16 protein-coding genes are annotated in these 15,168 nt (G+C 52.0%); 1 reads left to right on the top strand and 15 read right to left on the bottom strand.

Annotation, left to right across the window (positions count from 1 at the left end):
• Nucleotides 1-23 precede the first annotated feature (23 nt).
• Entirely contained in the window at nucleotides 24-203 is a 180-nt protein-coding gene (locus tag EVJ30_RS01750) for a DUF2759 domain-containing protein (RefSeq protein ID WP_070327033.1), read from the top strand.
• Nucleotides 204-294: 91 nt separating this feature from the next.
• Here the strand turns inward: EVJ30_RS01750 and EVJ30_RS01745 are convergent, their stop codons facing one another.
• The 15 genes from EVJ30_RS01745 to pstC form a co-directional block, all read right to left on the bottom strand.
• Entirely contained in the window at nucleotides 295-2,208 is a 1,914-nt protein-coding gene (locus EVJ30_RS01745; protein ID WP_131467844.1) for an LTA synthase family protein, read from the bottom strand.
• 223 nt (nucleotides 2,209-2,431) lie between these two features.
• On the bottom strand, nucleotides 2,432-3,394 hold the full coding sequence (locus tag EVJ30_RS01740; RefSeq protein ID WP_304984927.1) for an ROK family glucokinase: 963 nt from the start codon (nucleotides 3,392-3,394) through the stop codon (nucleotides 2,432-2,434).
• Between the two features lie 93 nt (nucleotides 3,395-3,487).
• A complete protein-coding gene (locus EVJ30_RS01735; RefSeq protein WP_070327032.1) occupies nucleotides 3,488-3,682 on the bottom strand; it encodes a YqgQ family protein in 195 nt (64 codons plus the stop codon).
• A 2-nt stretch (nucleotides 3,683-3,684) separates the two neighbouring features.
• On the bottom strand, nucleotides 3,685-4,701 hold the full coding sequence (locus EVJ30_RS01730; RefSeq protein ID WP_131458750.1) for a M42 family metallopeptidase: 1,017 nt from the start codon (nucleotides 4,699-4,701) through the stop codon (nucleotides 3,685-3,687).
• 15 nt (nucleotides 4,702-4,716) lie between these two features.
• Entirely contained in the window at nucleotides 4,717-5,775 is a 1,059-nt protein-coding gene (locus EVJ30_RS01725) for a rhomboid family intramembrane serine protease (RefSeq protein ID WP_131458749.1), read from the bottom strand.
• Between the two features lie 148 nt (nucleotides 5,776-5,923).
• Nucleotides 5,924-6,880, bottom strand: coding sequence for an L-lactate dehydrogenase (locus EVJ30_RS01720; RefSeq protein WP_131458748.1), 957 nt, complete (start codon nucleotides 6,878-6,880; stop codon nucleotides 5,924-5,926).
• A 169-nt stretch (nucleotides 6,881-7,049) separates the two neighbouring features.
• Nucleotides 7,050-7,820, bottom strand: a complete 771-nt coding sequence (locus EVJ30_RS01715) for a DUF92 domain-containing protein (RefSeq protein WP_131458747.1) — start codon at nucleotides 7,818-7,820, stop codon at nucleotides 7,050-7,052.
• On the bottom strand, nucleotides 7,799-8,353 hold the full coding sequence (locus EVJ30_RS01710; protein ID WP_131467842.1) for a 5-formyltetrahydrofolate cyclo-ligase: 555 nt from the start codon (nucleotides 8,351-8,353) through the stop codon (nucleotides 7,799-7,801). The genes EVJ30_RS01715 and EVJ30_RS01710 overlap by 22 nt, the downstream gene beginning before the upstream one ends.
• A 56-nt stretch (nucleotides 8,354-8,409) precedes the next feature.
• The gene (gene rpmG / locus EVJ30_RS01705) at nucleotides 8,410-8,574 is read right to left on the bottom strand and encodes a 50S ribosomal protein L33 (RefSeq protein WP_016510885.1); all 165 of its coding nucleotides are present in this window, start codon (nucleotides 8,572-8,574) and stop codon (nucleotides 8,410-8,412) included.
• Between the two features lie 84 nt (nucleotides 8,575-8,658).
• The gene (locus EVJ30_RS01700) at nucleotides 8,659-10,860 is read right to left on the bottom strand and encodes a 1,4-alpha-glucan branching protein domain-containing protein (RefSeq protein WP_131467839.1); all 2,202 of its coding nucleotides are present in this window, start codon (nucleotides 10,858-10,860) and stop codon (nucleotides 8,659-8,661) included.
• 12 nt (nucleotides 10,861-10,872) lie between these two features.
• Nucleotides 10,873-11,637 (bottom strand): DUF4912 domain-containing protein, encoded by a 765-nt coding sequence (locus EVJ30_RS01695; protein ID WP_131440104.1) that lies wholly within the window; start codon nucleotides 11,635-11,637, stop codon nucleotides 10,873-10,875.
• A gap of 120 nt (nucleotides 11,638-11,757) precedes the next feature.
• Complete coding sequence (gene phoU, locus EVJ30_RS01690; RefSeq protein WP_071397746.1) at nucleotides 11,758-12,420, bottom strand: phosphate signaling complex protein PhoU; 663 nt, start codon at nucleotides 12,418-12,420, stop codon at nucleotides 11,758-11,760.
• Nucleotides 12,421-12,435: 15 nt separating this feature from the next.
• The gene (pstB, locus tag EVJ30_RS01685; RefSeq protein ID WP_233589588.1) at nucleotides 12,436-13,197 is read right to left on the bottom strand and encodes a phosphate ABC transporter ATP-binding protein PstB; all 762 of its coding nucleotides are present in this window, start codon (nucleotides 13,195-13,197) and stop codon (nucleotides 12,436-12,438) included.
• A gap of 103 nt (nucleotides 13,198-13,300) precedes the next feature.
• Nucleotides 13,301-14,212, bottom strand: coding sequence for a phosphate ABC transporter permease PstA (gene pstA, locus EVJ30_RS01680; protein WP_131458743.1), 912 nt, complete (start codon nucleotides 14,210-14,212; stop codon nucleotides 13,301-13,303).
• 1 nt (nucleotide 14,213) lies between these two features.
• Nucleotides 14,214-15,158 (bottom strand): phosphate ABC transporter permease subunit PstC, encoded by a 945-nt coding sequence (pstC, locus tag EVJ30_RS01675; protein WP_016508080.1) that lies wholly within the window; start codon nucleotides 15,156-15,158, stop codon nucleotides 14,214-14,216.
• Nucleotides 15,159-15,168 lie beyond the last annotated feature (10 nt).

Here is a 15,168-nt window from a genome sequence, read left to right as displayed (position 1 = left end):
GTATAATAAAGGGGGAACTCGTCATGCATTTGTATGAGCCATTTGGATGGATTTCACTCATCGTAGCACTTGTTGCACTTTGGGGGATGGCCCGTTCATTCAAAAAACGCCAATTCTTTCCACTTGCGTTTGCCGGAATCACCGCGCTCGTCTTTGGATTCTTCGGCGTCGCAACATTGATTTTCGGTGGAATCCCAGGTTAATGTTGACTTACTACGAAGACGACTGCGGTCGTCTTTTTTTATTCCGCAAAAAAAGCGCTGACGTTTAACGGTCAGCGCTAGCTCTTGATTATTAATCGGTTTGTTCTTTGAAGCGAAGCAAATCCGAATAGATCAAGTCATCGTTCATTTGCAGGATTTTTTCGGCTTCTTCCGTGACCGGTCCGCAAAGTGTCGTATCTTCAACCGCTTCTCCAGTCGTCGCATCGTAACACATCGATTGCGTCCACACGTAATCTTCCGTGACGACCGTGCCGTCTCGGAAGATGGCACGACTGTTGCGGTCTTCAGCGAACAAGTCGTTCCCGAACCCGACCAAGTCCGACGTATCGATGCCGAGCAAGTGCAGGAGCGTCGACTTCATGTCGATATGACTTCCGATCGTCTCATGGACTTCGCCTGTTTCTTGGCCCGGCAAATGGATGGCGAACGGCACTTGTTGAAGTTTCGCCACATCATACGGCGTCAACTCTTCTTTACCGAGCAAGTCGGCCACCGCGTCGTTATGGTTTGTCGAAATGCCGTAGTGGTCACCGTACACGACGAAAATCGTATCTTCCCACATCCCGTTCTGTTTCAGTTGGTCGATGAACAGGCCAAGCGCATAGTCTTGGTAAGCGAGTGCCTGCGGGAAGTTGTTAAGCGTCGTCGAGTTCGTCTCGAATTTCGGCACGAGTTCGTAATCCTCGCTCGGCATCGTATACGGGAAATGGTTCGTGAGCGTGATGAACTTCGCATAGAACGGTTGCGGGAGTTCCTCGAGCATCGGAATCGATTGTTCAAAGAAACTATCGTCCAACAAGCCCCACTCCGTCATGTCCTCAGGATTCCCAAGGTCGTAACTCTTCTCATCATAGAACATGTCGACACCGGTATTCTTGTACATCAAATCGCGGTTCCAAAATGATTTGTTGTTCGCATGGAACACGGCCGAATAATAGTTCTCTTCTTTGATCAGTTCAGGAAGAGCTTGGTACTCATTATCAGCGTTCGTGAAGTAAACGGCTCCACGTGGCAGGCCATACAGCGAATTATCGAGGGCGAACTCGGCGTCTGACGTTTTCCCTTGCCCGACCGTATGGTAATAGTTTGGCCAGTAATGGGACTCTTCGATCAGCTTGTTCAAGTTCGGCGTGATATACTCGCCGTTCGCCGCTTTCATATTGTGCGTGAAGTTTTGTGTCGACTCGAGCGAGACGACGACCACGTTTTTGCCTTTATATTTCCCGAACAAATCCGGATTCGGCGCCGCATAGTTTTGGCGGGTATACTTTTCAATCTTGGCTAACTCCGACCCATCGGCCATCGCTTTCTGCGCGGACGTCTTCGTTTGAAGCATCGCGTCATAGACGTGGAAGTTGAACGTCCCGATGTTTTTGACGAGCAGCTCACGGTCGAACGAACGCGTCAACAGTTCAGGGCGTTCCGTCTCAGCAAGCGACAAGTTGAACAAGAACACGGCGACAGCTGCCACGAACGTGATGAGCGCCCGGCGGTGAGACGCGGCGGTTTGCAACGTATTGATCTTCCGTAGTACGAACGGCAAAACGAGCACGTCCCCAAGAATGATCAAGTCTTTCCATTCAAGCAGTGACATGAATGAAGTCGACAGCGTCTCCATGTTCGACGGTTGCAAAATGACAGGCATCGTCAAATAGTCCGTAAACTCGCGGTAGTAGACAGCGTCCGCGAACAACAGGAACGAGGCGACCGCATAAAGGGTATACAGCACCCACTTTTGCTTATTTCCTTTAAAGAAGAAACTAAAAGCGAACAAGAACAAGGTCGAGCTGATCGGACTGATCAACAAGATGAACGCTTGAGCTGTGTTTTCAATCGGGATGTCAAAGAAAAATTGGTAAACTACGTACGTCTTCGTCCAAAGTAATAAACTAAATATCCAAAATAACCGATATTCTTGAAACGAAGCGCGGACCGTTTCATTCAGTCGCATAGTCAGCTTCGATAAGCTTTGAGATGACTTCATCTGACGGCCTCCTCCTCTTTTCAGTTTTAAGACGTCCTCAAGCAGGATGCGCCATGAATAAGTTCAATAACATGTAGTTGGCTTGTTATCTATTTCACTAACGGTAACAGTCCAGTATCAAGTCCAAATCTTACCCCTTTTTTAACAAAAAATCAACCATACCTTTACAATTCCCTTTGTACGTCAAAAGCACACATGCGAAATCGCATGTGTGCTTTACAGGTTAGACTCTAGTCGGCAAAAAATGTTTTCGTGCCAGCCAAGCGCAGCCGATGACCCCGGCGTCATTCTCGAGTTCGGCAATTTTGAACGTCGTCGACGTATATACCCGTTCAAGGGCAAACCGCTTAAATTGTTCATCAAGCGGCTCGAGCAAAGCTTGTCTCGCTTTTGAAACGCCGCCGCCGATCACGATCATTTTAGGGTTCAACGTGTTGGCGATGTTTGAAATCGTCAACCCGAGATATTCCGTCATCTCTTCGACGACTTCTGTCGCGACCTCGTCTTTCGCTTTATAGGCTTCAAACACATCGCGAGCCGTCACTTCACCTAACTCGTTCAATGACGTCGTTCTCCCTTTACGCTTTTGTAAAGCGAGACGGGCGATGCCGGTTGCTGAGGCGATCGTCTCGATGCAGCCTTTGCGCCCACATCCACACATGACCGCTTTCGCCTCGTCGCGCTCGACCGTGATATGTCCGATCTCACCAGCCATGCCGGCCGCCCCATGGACGATGTTCCCGTTCGTGATGACACCGCCTCCGACACCCGTACCGAGTGTGATTGCGAGCAGTTCAGACGCTCCTTCACCGGCGCCTTTCCACATCTCCCCTAGCGCGGCCGCGTTCGCGTCATTCTCGAGCACGGCCGGCAATCCGACCGCTTTCTCGAATTCGCTAACGAGCTCAAAGTTCTTCCATCCGATGTTCGGCGAGTATTCGACGACACCTTCTGAGAAGTTGATGAATCCCGGAGCTCCGATTCCCGCACCCGCAAAATCATGCTTCACTTTTCCCGATTGCTGAAGGTACGCTTCAAACGAGGCGGCGATATCTGTCGGGATATGTACCCCATTATCACGGATGTCCGTCTTGATCTCCCACTTGTCTGAAATGATCCCGTTCATGTCTAGGACGGCCATTTTCACCGTCGTCCCGCCGATGTCGATTCCTAATAACCACTTCATGCATTCCACTCCTCGTCTCAAATAAATCGCTTTCATTCAATAGTCTACACTATTAAACCCCTTGTGCAAACATTTGCACAAGAGGTTTTTCTGTCAATCTATTGAATTTTTTAGTTCATGCGTCAAAATAATCTTTGCCGTGTCATACTCGCGCTGTTCGATCATCCCACCGGCGTTCAATTCGTCTAACTCCATCATCATGAGACCGATCTCGGCGTCACGCTCTCCGATGTAAATAATTGTGCCAAACGATTTTAAAAACTGTTGCACGTCATAAAAGTTTCTCATCATTATTCCCCCATCGCGGTCAATGCGTAGCGATACAGCAACGCTCGTGTCGCCTCGAGCGATGTTTGGTGCGTCCGTTCATAGCTGTGGCTCGACTCGATCCCAGGACCGACGAGCGCATGTCGTACGTCATAGCCGGCCCGGATCGCAGCTGATGCGTCCGAACCGTAGAACGGATAAATGTCGACTTTGAACGGAATGTCGTGGTCGCGGCAAAGCTTCGTGAACTGACGACGCAACTCGAGGTCGTACGGACCTGAGGAATCTTTGGCACAGATCGATACCGTGTACTCGTCCGAGTGTTGCCCGTCCCCGAGCGCGCCCATATCGACTGCGATATACTCATCGACTTCGTCCGGGATCCCGGCGTTCCCGCCAAAACCGACCTCTTCATAGTTGGAAATCAAATAGTAGACCGTATGTGGCAAGTCCGCTTTGACCAAGTCACGCGCCAAATCGAGCAGGATGGCGACCGACGCCTTATCATCGAGATGGCGTGACTTAACATAACCCGTCTCCGTCTGCTTGAAACGGGGATCGAACGAGATGAAGTCCCCGACTTCGATGCCTAATGCCCGGACGTCGTCCGCCGTATGAACGTCGGCATCGAGACGCACTTCAATGTTAGTCGCCGTCCGCTCGGCACTGTTCGTGTCTTTATAGACGTGCACACTCGATTGATGAACGAGGATCGTCCCGTCCACCGCCTCGCCCGCCTCGCGATGGACGAGACAGTTCTCTCCCTCGATCGCGGTCCAGGCGTAACCGCCGACTTGCGTCAGCCGCAAGCGTCCGCTCGGCAACACTTCCTTCACCATCGCACCGAGCGTATCGACGTGGGCGGTCAAGAGACGGGCCGGGCCACTTTGTCCAGGAAACGTGGCTAAAAGTGCCCCTTTCGTCAATCGGCTCGTCTCGACCCCGAGGTCCGTGAGCTCTCGTTCGACGTAACTGACTGCTTCGTGCGTCATTCCAGAAGGACTTGGAATCTCTACTAATCGTTTTAACGTATCAATCATGTTGTTACTCCTTTGTCATCGATTATATCCGAGCCAGTATAATGTCCCGGTCAATCCAATAGCGAGCACCGTGAACAACAGGCGCCATTTTTTTGTCGTTTCATCAGGTAATCCGACCACGCCCGCCATCAAAAATCCACCGATGAGGCCCCCGGCATGGGCCGAGTGGTCCAAGCTGGCACCGAGGACGAAGGCGAGCCCTACGTTCAATCCTAACATAATAAACAGCGGTGGGCCGAGCGTCTTCATGAACAGCGAACGGTCACGCAGTCCGAAATAGAGCAGTGCGCCGACGAGACCGAACAATGCACCGGACGCGCCTGCCGAAATCGCTTCACTGAACGCGTAGGAGGCAGTCGACGCGATGACGCCCGCCAACAGATAGATCGTCAAGAACCTCGGTGACCCATACATGCGTTCGACGAGCGGGCCGAGCGACCAGAGCGCGAACATGTTGATCGCAAAATGAAACCAGCCGATATGAAGGAACATCGGTGTGACAAGGCGCCACCATTCGCCATCGTCGATGAGCGGATTGACTTTGGCGCCGAATCGGATGAGCGTGTTCGGATCGAGCGTCGAGCCGAGCGATTCGGCGAGCCACATGACGACAAATGTCAACATCATGAGCGCATAGACGAGTTGCGGTTCACCGAATGAGAATCGCTTCTTCAGTTCGGCTTTTCGCTGTTTATCGAGTGCGAGCGCGAGCGACCGAAACCGGGTCTCATCTTGTTCATCGCCACACGTGTGCCTGTCGAGTCTCACCTTGGCCGCGACTTGGAACGACAACGTCTCAAGTCGCTCCTCATCGACGAGCGCGTCGCCGTATATATGGACATGAAGCTTCGCACGCCCGAGTCGTGCGAGTCGGAACGAGCTCATGACCGCCTCGATCTCGATCGCGACATGGTTTGCCCACGCCTTATCCGTCTTTATGTACAGGTGATAGAGGTCTCCAGCTTTCGTGTCGAACAATAGCAGCGCGCGCGAAGGCTCGAGTATCCCTTCGACCCGACCGCCTGCCTCGACCGCATGGTAAATGTCTTCCCAAAAACATCCCGGTTGCGTCAACTGAATCCCCTCCTTTCCTTCTGTCTTAATTGTAATCCAATTCGATCATGACGACAAAAGTTGGCGCTTTCTGAATCTGTCCGCCGTCCGTGCCAACACATAAAAAACGTAGCCGGCATACGCCGACTACGTCTATATCGCGAATATATTATAAAACAGGTTTCATCGTTTTCAACAACACGTCTGCCGAATGGAGCATTTTCTGCTTCTCTTCTTCTGATAACTCGATTTCGACGACTTGACGCACGCCTTGGCGGTTGATGATTGCCGGCACACCGATATGAATATCGTTCAAGCCGTACTCTCCGTCCAAGTAGGCACCGACCGTGAGCAACGTGTTCTCGTTACGGAGCACCGCTTTGACGAGACGAAGCAAGCCGAGACCGATCGCATAGTACGTCGCGCCTTTACGTTCGATGATGTGATACGCAGCGTCACGAACGTTGACGTAGATGTCTTCAAGGTCTTCCCACGTATACTCGTCGTTCTCTTCAAGCAACTGTTCGACCGATTTGCCGTAAATCCGGGCGTTGCTCCACGCCGCGAACTCGGTATCGCCATGCTCACCCATGATGTAAGCGTGGCAGTTGCGCGGATCGACGTTGAAGTAATCACCTAGCATGTAGCGGAGGCGTGACGTATCGAGTACAGTCCCTGATCCGAAGACGCGATGTTTCGGAAGACCCGAGTATTTCCAAGCCAAGTGTGTCATGATATCGACCGGGTTTGACGCGAGGATGATGATACCGTCGAAGCCAGAAGCCATGATTTCAGTGATCATCGATTTCATGATTTTCGCATTTTTCTCAACGAGGTCGAGACGTGTCTCACCTGGTTTTTGAGGAGCTCCGGCCGTGATGACGACGATATCTGCAGCACCGCAGTCCGTGTAATCTCCAGCCCATACGCGCATCGGTGACGAAGCGAACGAGACGCCGTGGTTCAAGTCCATCGCTTCGCCTTCTGCCTTCGCCTTGTTGATGTCGATGATGACGAGTTCTTCACATAGGCTCGCTGTCGTCAATTGATACGCGAAGCTTGCACCGACCGCTCCGGCCCCGACGAGAGCGACCCGTGTTACTTTTGCATGATTTAATGTTTCCATGTTGTTTTTCCACCCTTCAAACAATCTGTTTCATGTTTTTGTTTTGTCTGTTACACCTAGATTGTAACATCATTCACAAACAGTCAATACAAGAGAAACCGTTTTCAGTTTGGCAATATTGTGACAAAATTCACATTCGTTTGAAACATCCTCATTCTCTGTACTACCCTTATGCGAAAACAAGAAAACCAATCGCCGCCGCGGAGGCGATCGCCAAGAAATTAACGGCGTCGTTGCCGAGAAAGCGCCATCCAGATACATAGTCGGTCGCTTCGCCGTGATGCAGCTTTTTCTCCGTCAGTTTTCGGCACGTCCGACAGCGATACTTTCGTTGCACGGTCGCACCGAGTAACGTATCGACGACGCTGCCGCTCAGACCGAGCGCAATCAATAGAAATAGCGTGCCCATCGTTATGTTCAAGAACGGGAGCGATGCCAAGACGATGATCGTCGCGCCGGCGATGGACATGAGCGTACCGAACGGTGACACCCCACCGCTCGTCCCCGGTTCAACTTCACGCAATGTCAAAACGGAGCGCGGTCGGCGCGATGCGAGGACGCCGAACTCCGACCCCCACGTGTCACTCGTCGCCGCCGCGATTGAAACGACGTAAGCGAATAGCCACGCCTCGTTCGAAGTCATCGCCATTCCGATTGCGGTGAGCATGGCGATTCCTCCGTTCGCAAGCACTTGCACGAAATCACGCGGCCCGGATTTTTCAACGATGTCATCGACCGACGCCTTGTCGCGGGCGCGATATTTTGAAGCGAGCGAGGACGTCGAAAAGAACACACCGAGCAAGTACAGCCCGAACCAGCCAAAACCAAACCCGATGACCGCCCCTGTCACGATCGTCAAGATCGCTCCAGAGAACGTCAACGACCGGAGAAGATATCCGGCCAGTGCAACTAGACAAGTTACGAGGACGATTGAGAGCATCGAATCATTTCCCTTTCTGTCACGATCAGTTCGACAGGTATGTCGTGTGGTTCGATCGGTATTTCTTCGAGCACTTGTACGTCGTAGGCGAGCGCGATCGTAGCACCGCGATATGTCGCTAAGAAACGGTCGTAATAACCCCCGCCCCAACCGATCCGATATCCAGAACGGTCAAAGACACGGCCTGGCACGATACAGACATCGATGTCGAGGTCGGTTTCCGCGGTCGTCGGCTCGAGAATACCCATTACCCCCGGCTCGAGGTCGCTGAACGTCCTGATTTCGTGGAACGTGAGCCCCTGTTCCATTACTTTCGGCACTAACACCGATTTTCCTGCTTTTAAAGCTGTATCGATGAGCGGACGCGTATTCACTTCAAGGTCGAGTGACAATGTGAGTGCGACCGTATGCGCTTGTTGCCACTCAGGAAGTGACGCCACGGTATGTAGGATCGCTTCATCACGCTCGTCACGATCGGTGAGCACGCGAATATTCACATGAACCGCTTTTCGGAGCTCTTGTTTAGCCGTCATCTTTTATTCCTCCTATCGAAAAAAAAGGCCGCCACATGAGTGACGGCCGGTCTCAATTATTTCACTTCGCGGTAAAGCGTGTGACGACGGAGACGTGGGTTGTATTTGCGCAATTCGAGGCGCTCTGGGTTGTTACGTTTGTTTTTCTTCGTGATGTACGTGCGATCGCCTGTTTCTGTGCAAGCTAGTGTGATTTTAACGCGCATATCTTTCACTCCCATCTTACTAATGTTGTATCAAGTGCTTTTGCTTTACAGTCTAAGCATACTCAATTATCCTACCAAGTTTTTTTTGAAAAAGCAAGGTTATTTCACGTTCTTTTTCAAACGTTTCTGCCCGTACGGTGACGCGTCGAGCGGTAGGCACGTTTTTACGTTATCGCCGATCACATACCGCGTCGCGAGCTCCTCGATCGAGAGCTGTTCACCGACATAAACCGTATCAGCTTCCGAGAGGACGCCGTTTTCAATGCGATGGATCGCATCGAACAGGCCACCGTGCCCGTGCGGGTTGCGGGACGTTTCAAATGACAACATAGTTGAGTATAACGGAATATCTAGTGACTTCGCAAGTGAACGTGCCGCTGGAATCGTCATCCAATCGAAATGATGGACCGCTTTGAAGTTGACCATCGTCTGTAACTGTTGGACGAGTTTCACGTAGGCGACGTTCTGAGCAGCGATTTGGTTCATGACATGCTCTAGAAACGGACTCGTGAGCGGGACCCGGTACACGTGAACGCGATTGTGGCGCTCGTATTCAGGCAGTCCTTCACTGTGCGGCGTGAGGACGTAAACGGTCTCCCCGTCAGCCGCTCGTGCCTCGACTTCAGCGACGACGCGGTGACCGAGGTCGCCCACGATATTGCCTGTATATTCTGGCGTGAGGACGAGAATGACCTCACCTTCTTCGCCACGCTCCTGCGTCACATAATAGTCGTGTGGAGATAGGAACGTATCGATATCAATGTCAACGTCGTCTAAGAACGGATAGACCGTGTAGTGCTCGTCTAGCAAGCGATCCGATAGCTTGCCTTCGTAGAGCGCCGTTTCGAGTTCGGCAAACAGACGGGTATGTTCCCGGAAACGTTCGGCGGCGTATTGCGCCGTCGTCTGGCCGTCCAAGATAAACGCCCAATCGCTCGAGACTGAGAGCACATAATGACGAATGAGCTGTCTTAAAGCCCGGTCGGCGAGTGGCGAGGTGTTCCGATAGTCGGCCACGTCTTTGACGAGTTGCGTCTCCATCGTGTGCAAATGTCTGAGCATCCATTCGTTGCGCTCGTTGATCCAAACATCGCCGTAACCTTTCCGGCCCCACGTGTTCATCGAAACTTGTACTGTTTGCAGGTCTTGGAAATGACGCTCGAGGAAGAGTGCCGGCGTGATCGTCTCAATCCCGTATGCCTCTAGCCGCTCCGCGACTTGCCCTAAAAATTCAGGGCCCTCAAACCACCAATGGCCGAACAGTTCGGCGTCGAACGGTGCCGTGACGAGGAACGGCGGGAACGTTTGTCCACCGTGCGCTTCTAAATGCGCCGCGAGCGTCTCGGCGAAATCGGTCGCGTGATTATCGATTTGATGTTCGGCCCATCCGCGGACGTAATAGTCTTTTTCGTCGCTGTCGCCCGTGATACGATGCATTTTCAAACCTGTGTCGAAACGGATGCCTTCCGGATGCATGAACGCTTGAATGTATTCCCAGTCCCGATCGTAGGCGAGATCGCGATAAAACTCGCGATAGTCCGGATGCCCCGGATAACCGATCATCGAACTCCAAATCTTCCCGGAGATAATTTGATCACGTGGGAACAAAGCGACTCCGTGCGGCGAATAGACAGGCGCACCGATGCCTTTGTCCGGCGTCGGGTCGGCCTCGAGCAACGCGTGCTCATCGACGAACGTGTAGCGAATCCCTTCCTCATAGAGGATGCGGTCGACTCCTGGCGTATACGCACATTCCGGTAACCAAATACCGGTCGGACGGAAGCCGTAATGCCGCTCGAAGCAGTTCAATCCGGTCCGAATCTCGGCCCGCGCCGCCTGATCGGTGAACAGATGCGGGTTGAAACCGTGTGTCGCCGTACATGTGACCATATCGATGAAGCCTCGCTCACGATATGTACGGAACGCTTGGTTCAAATTTTTCTCCCAATGGAGGAACGTGTTCTTCAAGTCTTGATAACGGCGCTCGTAAAAATGAAGCGTCTCGACTTCTTGTTCGCTCCGACCCTCAGCCAGTTCGATTGAGATCAGTTCAAGCATCTCATCTAAATGCCCGAGGTAGCGATCTTGGACGAGCGGGTCGGCGAGCATTTCGATGACGGGCGGAGAGATACTGACCGTCCAATGCAGCGGCCGTTGAAGTCGATCGACTTGCCACAGAATCGGGATGTATGTCTCGGAGATGGCTTCATATACCCAGCGTTCTTCTAGCCGGTGTTTCTCTTCATGCCTCACGTACGGAAGATGGGCATGTAGGACGAGTGAAAAATAACCTGGTTTCATAGTGTGTCCTCCTCAGCGTACGCAGCGGTATGCAGAATATTTTGGTAACGTATCGAGTAGTTCTGGTGACTCGACTTCACCGAATTGCCAACGTCTGACCGGCTCGGCAAAACGTCCGACTCCTGCCGGTTCGTTCCGCGGCGTATCAATCGGCATCGAGGCGACGAGCGGAAGAAATTCGCCTTCCATCGTCCGAATCCCGAATTCGAAGACGTACGTCGTGTTCGGGTCGAGCGGACGGACGAACCAGCTGTTCGTCATTTCCGGCAACTCGAACGTATAAGACCGGTTCGCATGACCAGATGTGTAATCGAGCAGGGTGATGTCTAAGATGCGGAACGCCTTCGGCAAATCTTCCCACGGCCGCATGAACTGCATCGTCAGCGTCTCTTTCACAGCGTCTGACACTTCCCAAAAAACATAGACCGCGTTCGGGGATTGAACGACCGCGTGCATGAGGTCGACATCGTAGCGGTCTGGAAGCTTCCAAAAACCGTCTGGACCTGTTTCAAGGAGCGGTGACTGCTTCGGCTCTTCGTGATGGAGTGTCGAGGCGACCTGCCCCACTGTTGGAGCTTCTTTCTCGTTTCGTTTCATTCTATCCTTCCCTTCATTAGAAGATTTTTTAGGAGCGGTTGTCGGCTTGGTGACCTCACCGTTCTGGGAACGCCATTTACGCCATGCGTACTGGACTTTTCCGACTGGCATGTCTAATTGTTCTGCAATCTGTTTTAACGTAAGCCCTTGTTGTTTCAAGGATACGATTTTTTCTTCCATTTATGTCTGGCTCCCTTCCAAAAAAAAAATCCATATGCTCTACGTATTCGTTCTTTTTCAGTGAATTCCTGCACAAAAAAAAGTAAAGAACAACAGACCTGTTGTTCTTTACCACTTTTATCACTGATTTAAATCATAATGCTTCCCTTTTTCGAGAAAAATCAAATGTTCCCCGAAATTGGTCACATGGTCGCCCATCCGCTCGAGATAGCGGGCGATGTTTGCAAACTCATAAACATCGTTCGTTCCGACCGTCATCGTCGGTAGACTTCCGATATATTGCTTGATCACCTGTAAGTTGAGATCATCGATGACTTTGTCCATCTCATTCAACTCACGGACCCGGCTGGCTTCACCTTTACGATAGGCCCGGGTTGCGAGTTCAAGCATATCGATCAACTGTTCGGCCATCTGCTTGAGCGGCTTAATGTCAAGCAAGTACGGGACGTGCTCGATTCGCGTCACGGCTTTAGCGATGTTCGTCGCGTAATCCGCGATCCGTTCAAGATCGGTCGCGGACTTCATCGTCACGATCAAGCGGCGAAGATCAGTCGCGACCGGTTGTTGTTTGGCAATCAAGAGAATCGCCTGGTCGTTGATTTCAAGTTCGAGGTCATCTAGTTCGTTATCATTGTCGATCACCGTCTGGGCGAGCGTGAGGTCTCGTTTCTCGAGTACCTCGATCGCCGTCGCCGTTTGGCGCATCGTCAAGTTCGCCAAGCGAACGACTTTCTCTTCTAGTTCATGTAATTTAACATCAAAAAACGCGCGATTTTGTGCCATAGTAATCTCCCCCTCTTAACCGAACCGGCCAGAAATGTAATCTTCAGTCCGCTTGTCAGTTGGATTCGAGAAGATTTTATCGGTTGCGTCGAACTCGACGACTTCCCCGTTCAAGAAGAACGCCGTCTTGTCAGACACACGTGCTGCCTGTTGCATGTTGTGCGTGACGATGATGATCGAATATTGCTCTTTCAACTCTTGGACGAGCTCTTCGACTTTAAGTGTCGAGATTGGGTCAAGCGCTGACGTCGGCTCGTCCATAAGAATGACGTCTGGTTCAATGGCAAGTGTCCGGGCGATACAAAGGCGCTGTTGCTGACCACCTGAGAGACCGTAGGCGTTTTCGTTCAAGCGATCTTTCACTTCTTCCCAAATCGCGGCGCCGCGCAGTGAGCGTTCGACGATCTCGTCGAGCACTTTTTTATTTTTGATCCCGTGCGTGCGCGGTCCGTACGCGACGTTGTCGTACACGGATTTTGGGAACGGGTTTGGCTGCTGGAACACCATCCCGACCGACGTGCGGAGATCTTCAACTCTATAGTCACGATCAAAGATGTTGCGGCCATGGTAAAGAATCTCCCCGTTCGTCCGTACCGTCGGGACGAGTTCGACCATCCGGTTCAACGTCTTGATGAACGTCGACTTCCCACAACCAGACGGACCGATGATGGCCGTCACTTCGTTTTTCTTAATGTCGAGATTGACGTCGATCAATGCTTGATCGTCGCCGTACCATAAGTTCAAATTGTTCACGACATAAGCACTGTCTTTTTGCATCACGGTCTCGGTCGGTTGGGTCGTCGTTGTATTCACGTTATGATCTCCTTTAAGCTCTGTTTGTTTCATCATCTCGAGAGTCCTCCTCGTTTACTGCTGCGACTTAATGTCGATTTGTATACTTGTTGCGGATATAGATTGCGGCCGAGTTCATCGTGATGAGCAGTGTCATCAAGACGATGATGCCGGCAGCGGCAATGTTTTGGAATTCAGCTTGCGGACGGCTCGTCCAGCTGTAAATTTGAATCGGGAGTGCTGTGAAGTCTGAAAACACATTGTTCGGTGTCGTCGAGATGAACGTCGCCGCCCCGATCATGATGAGCGGTGCCGTCTCGCCGATGGCCCGGGATACGGCCAAGATGATCCCTGTGATGATCCCTGGAATGGCTGACGGTAACACGACGTTGAACGTCGTCTGCCATTTCGAGGCACCCATTGCGAGCGACGCATGACGCAGCTCCATCTTAACAGACCGTAACGCTTCTTGTGACGCGACGATGACAATCGGCAAACTCATCAGACCGAGCGTCAGCGCCCCCGTCATGACCGAGCTGCCAAGTCCGGCCGTCCGGACGAAGAACGTCAATCCGAGCAAACCGAACACGATCGACGGGACACCCGCCAAGTTCGAGATGTTCACTTCGATAAACGACGTGAGCCGGTTTTTCGGTGCGTACTCTTCCAAGTAAATCGCGGCACCGACACCGACGATAAACACCATCGGCACGATTAGCATCATGAGCCAAAGCGTCCCGATCAAAGCCGGATAAAGACCGGCCTGTTCGGCGCGGCGTGACGGGAAGTTGCGGAGGAAGTCGAGATTGACCCAGCCGCCACCTTTTGAGATCACGTCATAAATAAGCGTCGATAGGACGAGCAAGGCGAAGATGAGCCCCGCTAAAAAGATGTATTTAAAGATTTCGTTCAATCGTAGGCGACTTTTAATCCGTCGCGATACGGTCTCATGGTCAATATAGTTCTTCGTATTCTTGAACTCACTGTTCGGCAAAGCCATATTAGTACTCCTCTCTGAAGCGGCGCGTCACCCAGTTCGCGAACAAGTTCATCACGAGCGTAAAGATGAATAGAAGCGCACCGACCGCATAGATACTATAGTATTCGATTGTCCCGTAACCGGCGTCACCTTTGGCGATTTGGACGATATACGCCGTCATCGTTTGGATCGAGTCGAGCGGGTTGAACTCGAAGTTCGGTTGCGACCCACCCGCGATCGTGACGATCATCGTCTCACCGATCGCTCGACTCATCCCGAGGACGATCGAAGCGATGATTCCGGAGAGCGCGGCTGGCATGACGACTTTGAGGGCGACTTCTAGACGTGTCGCACCGAGGCCGAGTGCCCCGTCACGAATCTTTTTCGGAACGGCACTCATCGCGTCTTCCGAAATCGACGCGATCATCGGGATGATCATGATGCCGACGACGATCCCTGGACTGAGGGCGTTATAGATCTTCAACCCTGGAATGAGCGACTGCAAGATCGGTGTGACGAATGACAAGGCGAAGAACCCGAAGACGATCGTCGGAACACCGGCGAGGACTTCAAGGATCGGCTTGAGAATCGTCCGGGCCCGTTCAGACGCGTACTCGCTCAAATAAATGGCCGATGCGAGTCCGAGCGGCACTGCCACGATCATCGCGATGAGCGTGATTTGGAGTGTGCCCATGACGAGCGCCCAAACACCGAAACTCGGGTCCGCACTGAGCGGGTACCATTCGGTCGAGCCTAGGAAGTCGCGTACCGGGACTTTTTCAAAGAACTTGAACAGTTCGAAGCCGAGCGTCAAAGCAATCCCGATCGTCGTGACGACCGAGACAAATGCGCTCAAGAATAATAAGAACGGCATGATTTTGTCAAACACGTTCGTCGTACTATATTTTTTTTGCTTATTCGCGTTAATCATCTCTCGAATCGAGAACTCATTTTTTGATTCGTTCATCTCGTTTATC

The organism is Exiguobacterium sp. SH5S13, from assembly GCF_004337085.1.
GTDB classification, from domain to species: Bacteria; Bacillota; Bacilli; order Exiguobacteriales; family Exiguobacteriaceae; genus Exiguobacterium; species Exiguobacterium aurantiacum_A.
Note: the sequence above shows the minus strand (reverse complement) of the source record. Positions and strands in the feature narration are given on the sequence as shown.

Bases quoted from the DNA above. Each gene is read 5' to 3' on its own strand.
- EVJ30_RS01740 (WP_304984927.1), bottom strand. From the start codon at position 3,394: ATGAAGTGGTTATTAGGAATCGACATCGGCGGGACGACGGTGAAAATG.
- pstC (WP_016508080.1), bottom strand. From the start codon at position 15,158: ATGAACGAATCAAAAAATGAGTTCTCGATTCGAGAGATGATTAACGCG.
- EVJ30_RS01710 (WP_131467842.1), bottom strand. From the start codon at position 8,353: ATGACGGCTAAACAAGAGCTCCGAAAAGCGGTTCATGTGAATATTCGC.
- EVJ30_RS01735 (WP_070327032.1), bottom strand. From the start codon at position 3,682: ATGAGAAACTTTTATGACGTGCAACAGTTTTTAAAATCGTTTGGCACA.
- rpmG (WP_016510885.1), bottom strand. From the start codon at position 8,574: ATGGGAGTGAAAGATATGCGCGTTAAAATCACACTAGCTTGCACAGAA.
- EVJ30_RS01750 (WP_070327033.1), top strand. From the start codon at position 24: ATGCATTTGTATGAGCCATTTGGATGGATTTCACTCATCGTAGCACTT.
- EVJ30_RS01720 (WP_131458748.1), bottom strand. From the start codon at position 6,880: ATGGAAACATTAAATCATGCAAAAGTAACACGGGTCGCTCTCGTCGGG.
- phoU (WP_071397746.1), bottom strand. From the start codon at position 12,420: ATGGCACAAAATCGCGCGTTTTTTGATGTTAAATTACATGAACTAGAA.
- pstB (WP_233589588.1), bottom strand. From the start codon at position 13,197: ATGCAAAAAGACAGTGCTTATGTCGTGAACAATTTGAACTTATGGTAC.
- EVJ30_RS01715 (WP_131458747.1), bottom strand. From the start codon at position 7,820: ATGCTCTCAATCGTCCTCGTAACTTGTCTAGTTGCACTGGCCGGATAT.
- EVJ30_RS01695 (WP_131440104.1), bottom strand. From the start codon at position 11,637: ATGGAAGAAAAAATCGTATCCTTGAAACAACAAGGGCTTACGTTAAAA.
- EVJ30_RS01730 (WP_131458750.1), bottom strand. From the start codon at position 4,701: ATGATTGATACGTTAAAACGATTAGTAGAGATTCCAAGTCCTTCTGGA.
- EVJ30_RS01745 (WP_131467844.1), bottom strand. From the start codon at position 2,208: ATGAAGTCATCTCAAAGCTTATCGAAGCTGACTATGCGACTGAATGAA.
- pstA (WP_131458743.1), bottom strand. From the start codon at position 14,212: ATGGCTTTGCCGAACAGTGAGTTCAAGAATACGAAGAACTATATTGAC.
- EVJ30_RS01700 (WP_131467839.1), bottom strand. From the start codon at position 10,860: ATGAAACCAGGTTATTTTTCACTCGTCCTACATGCCCATCTTCCGTAC.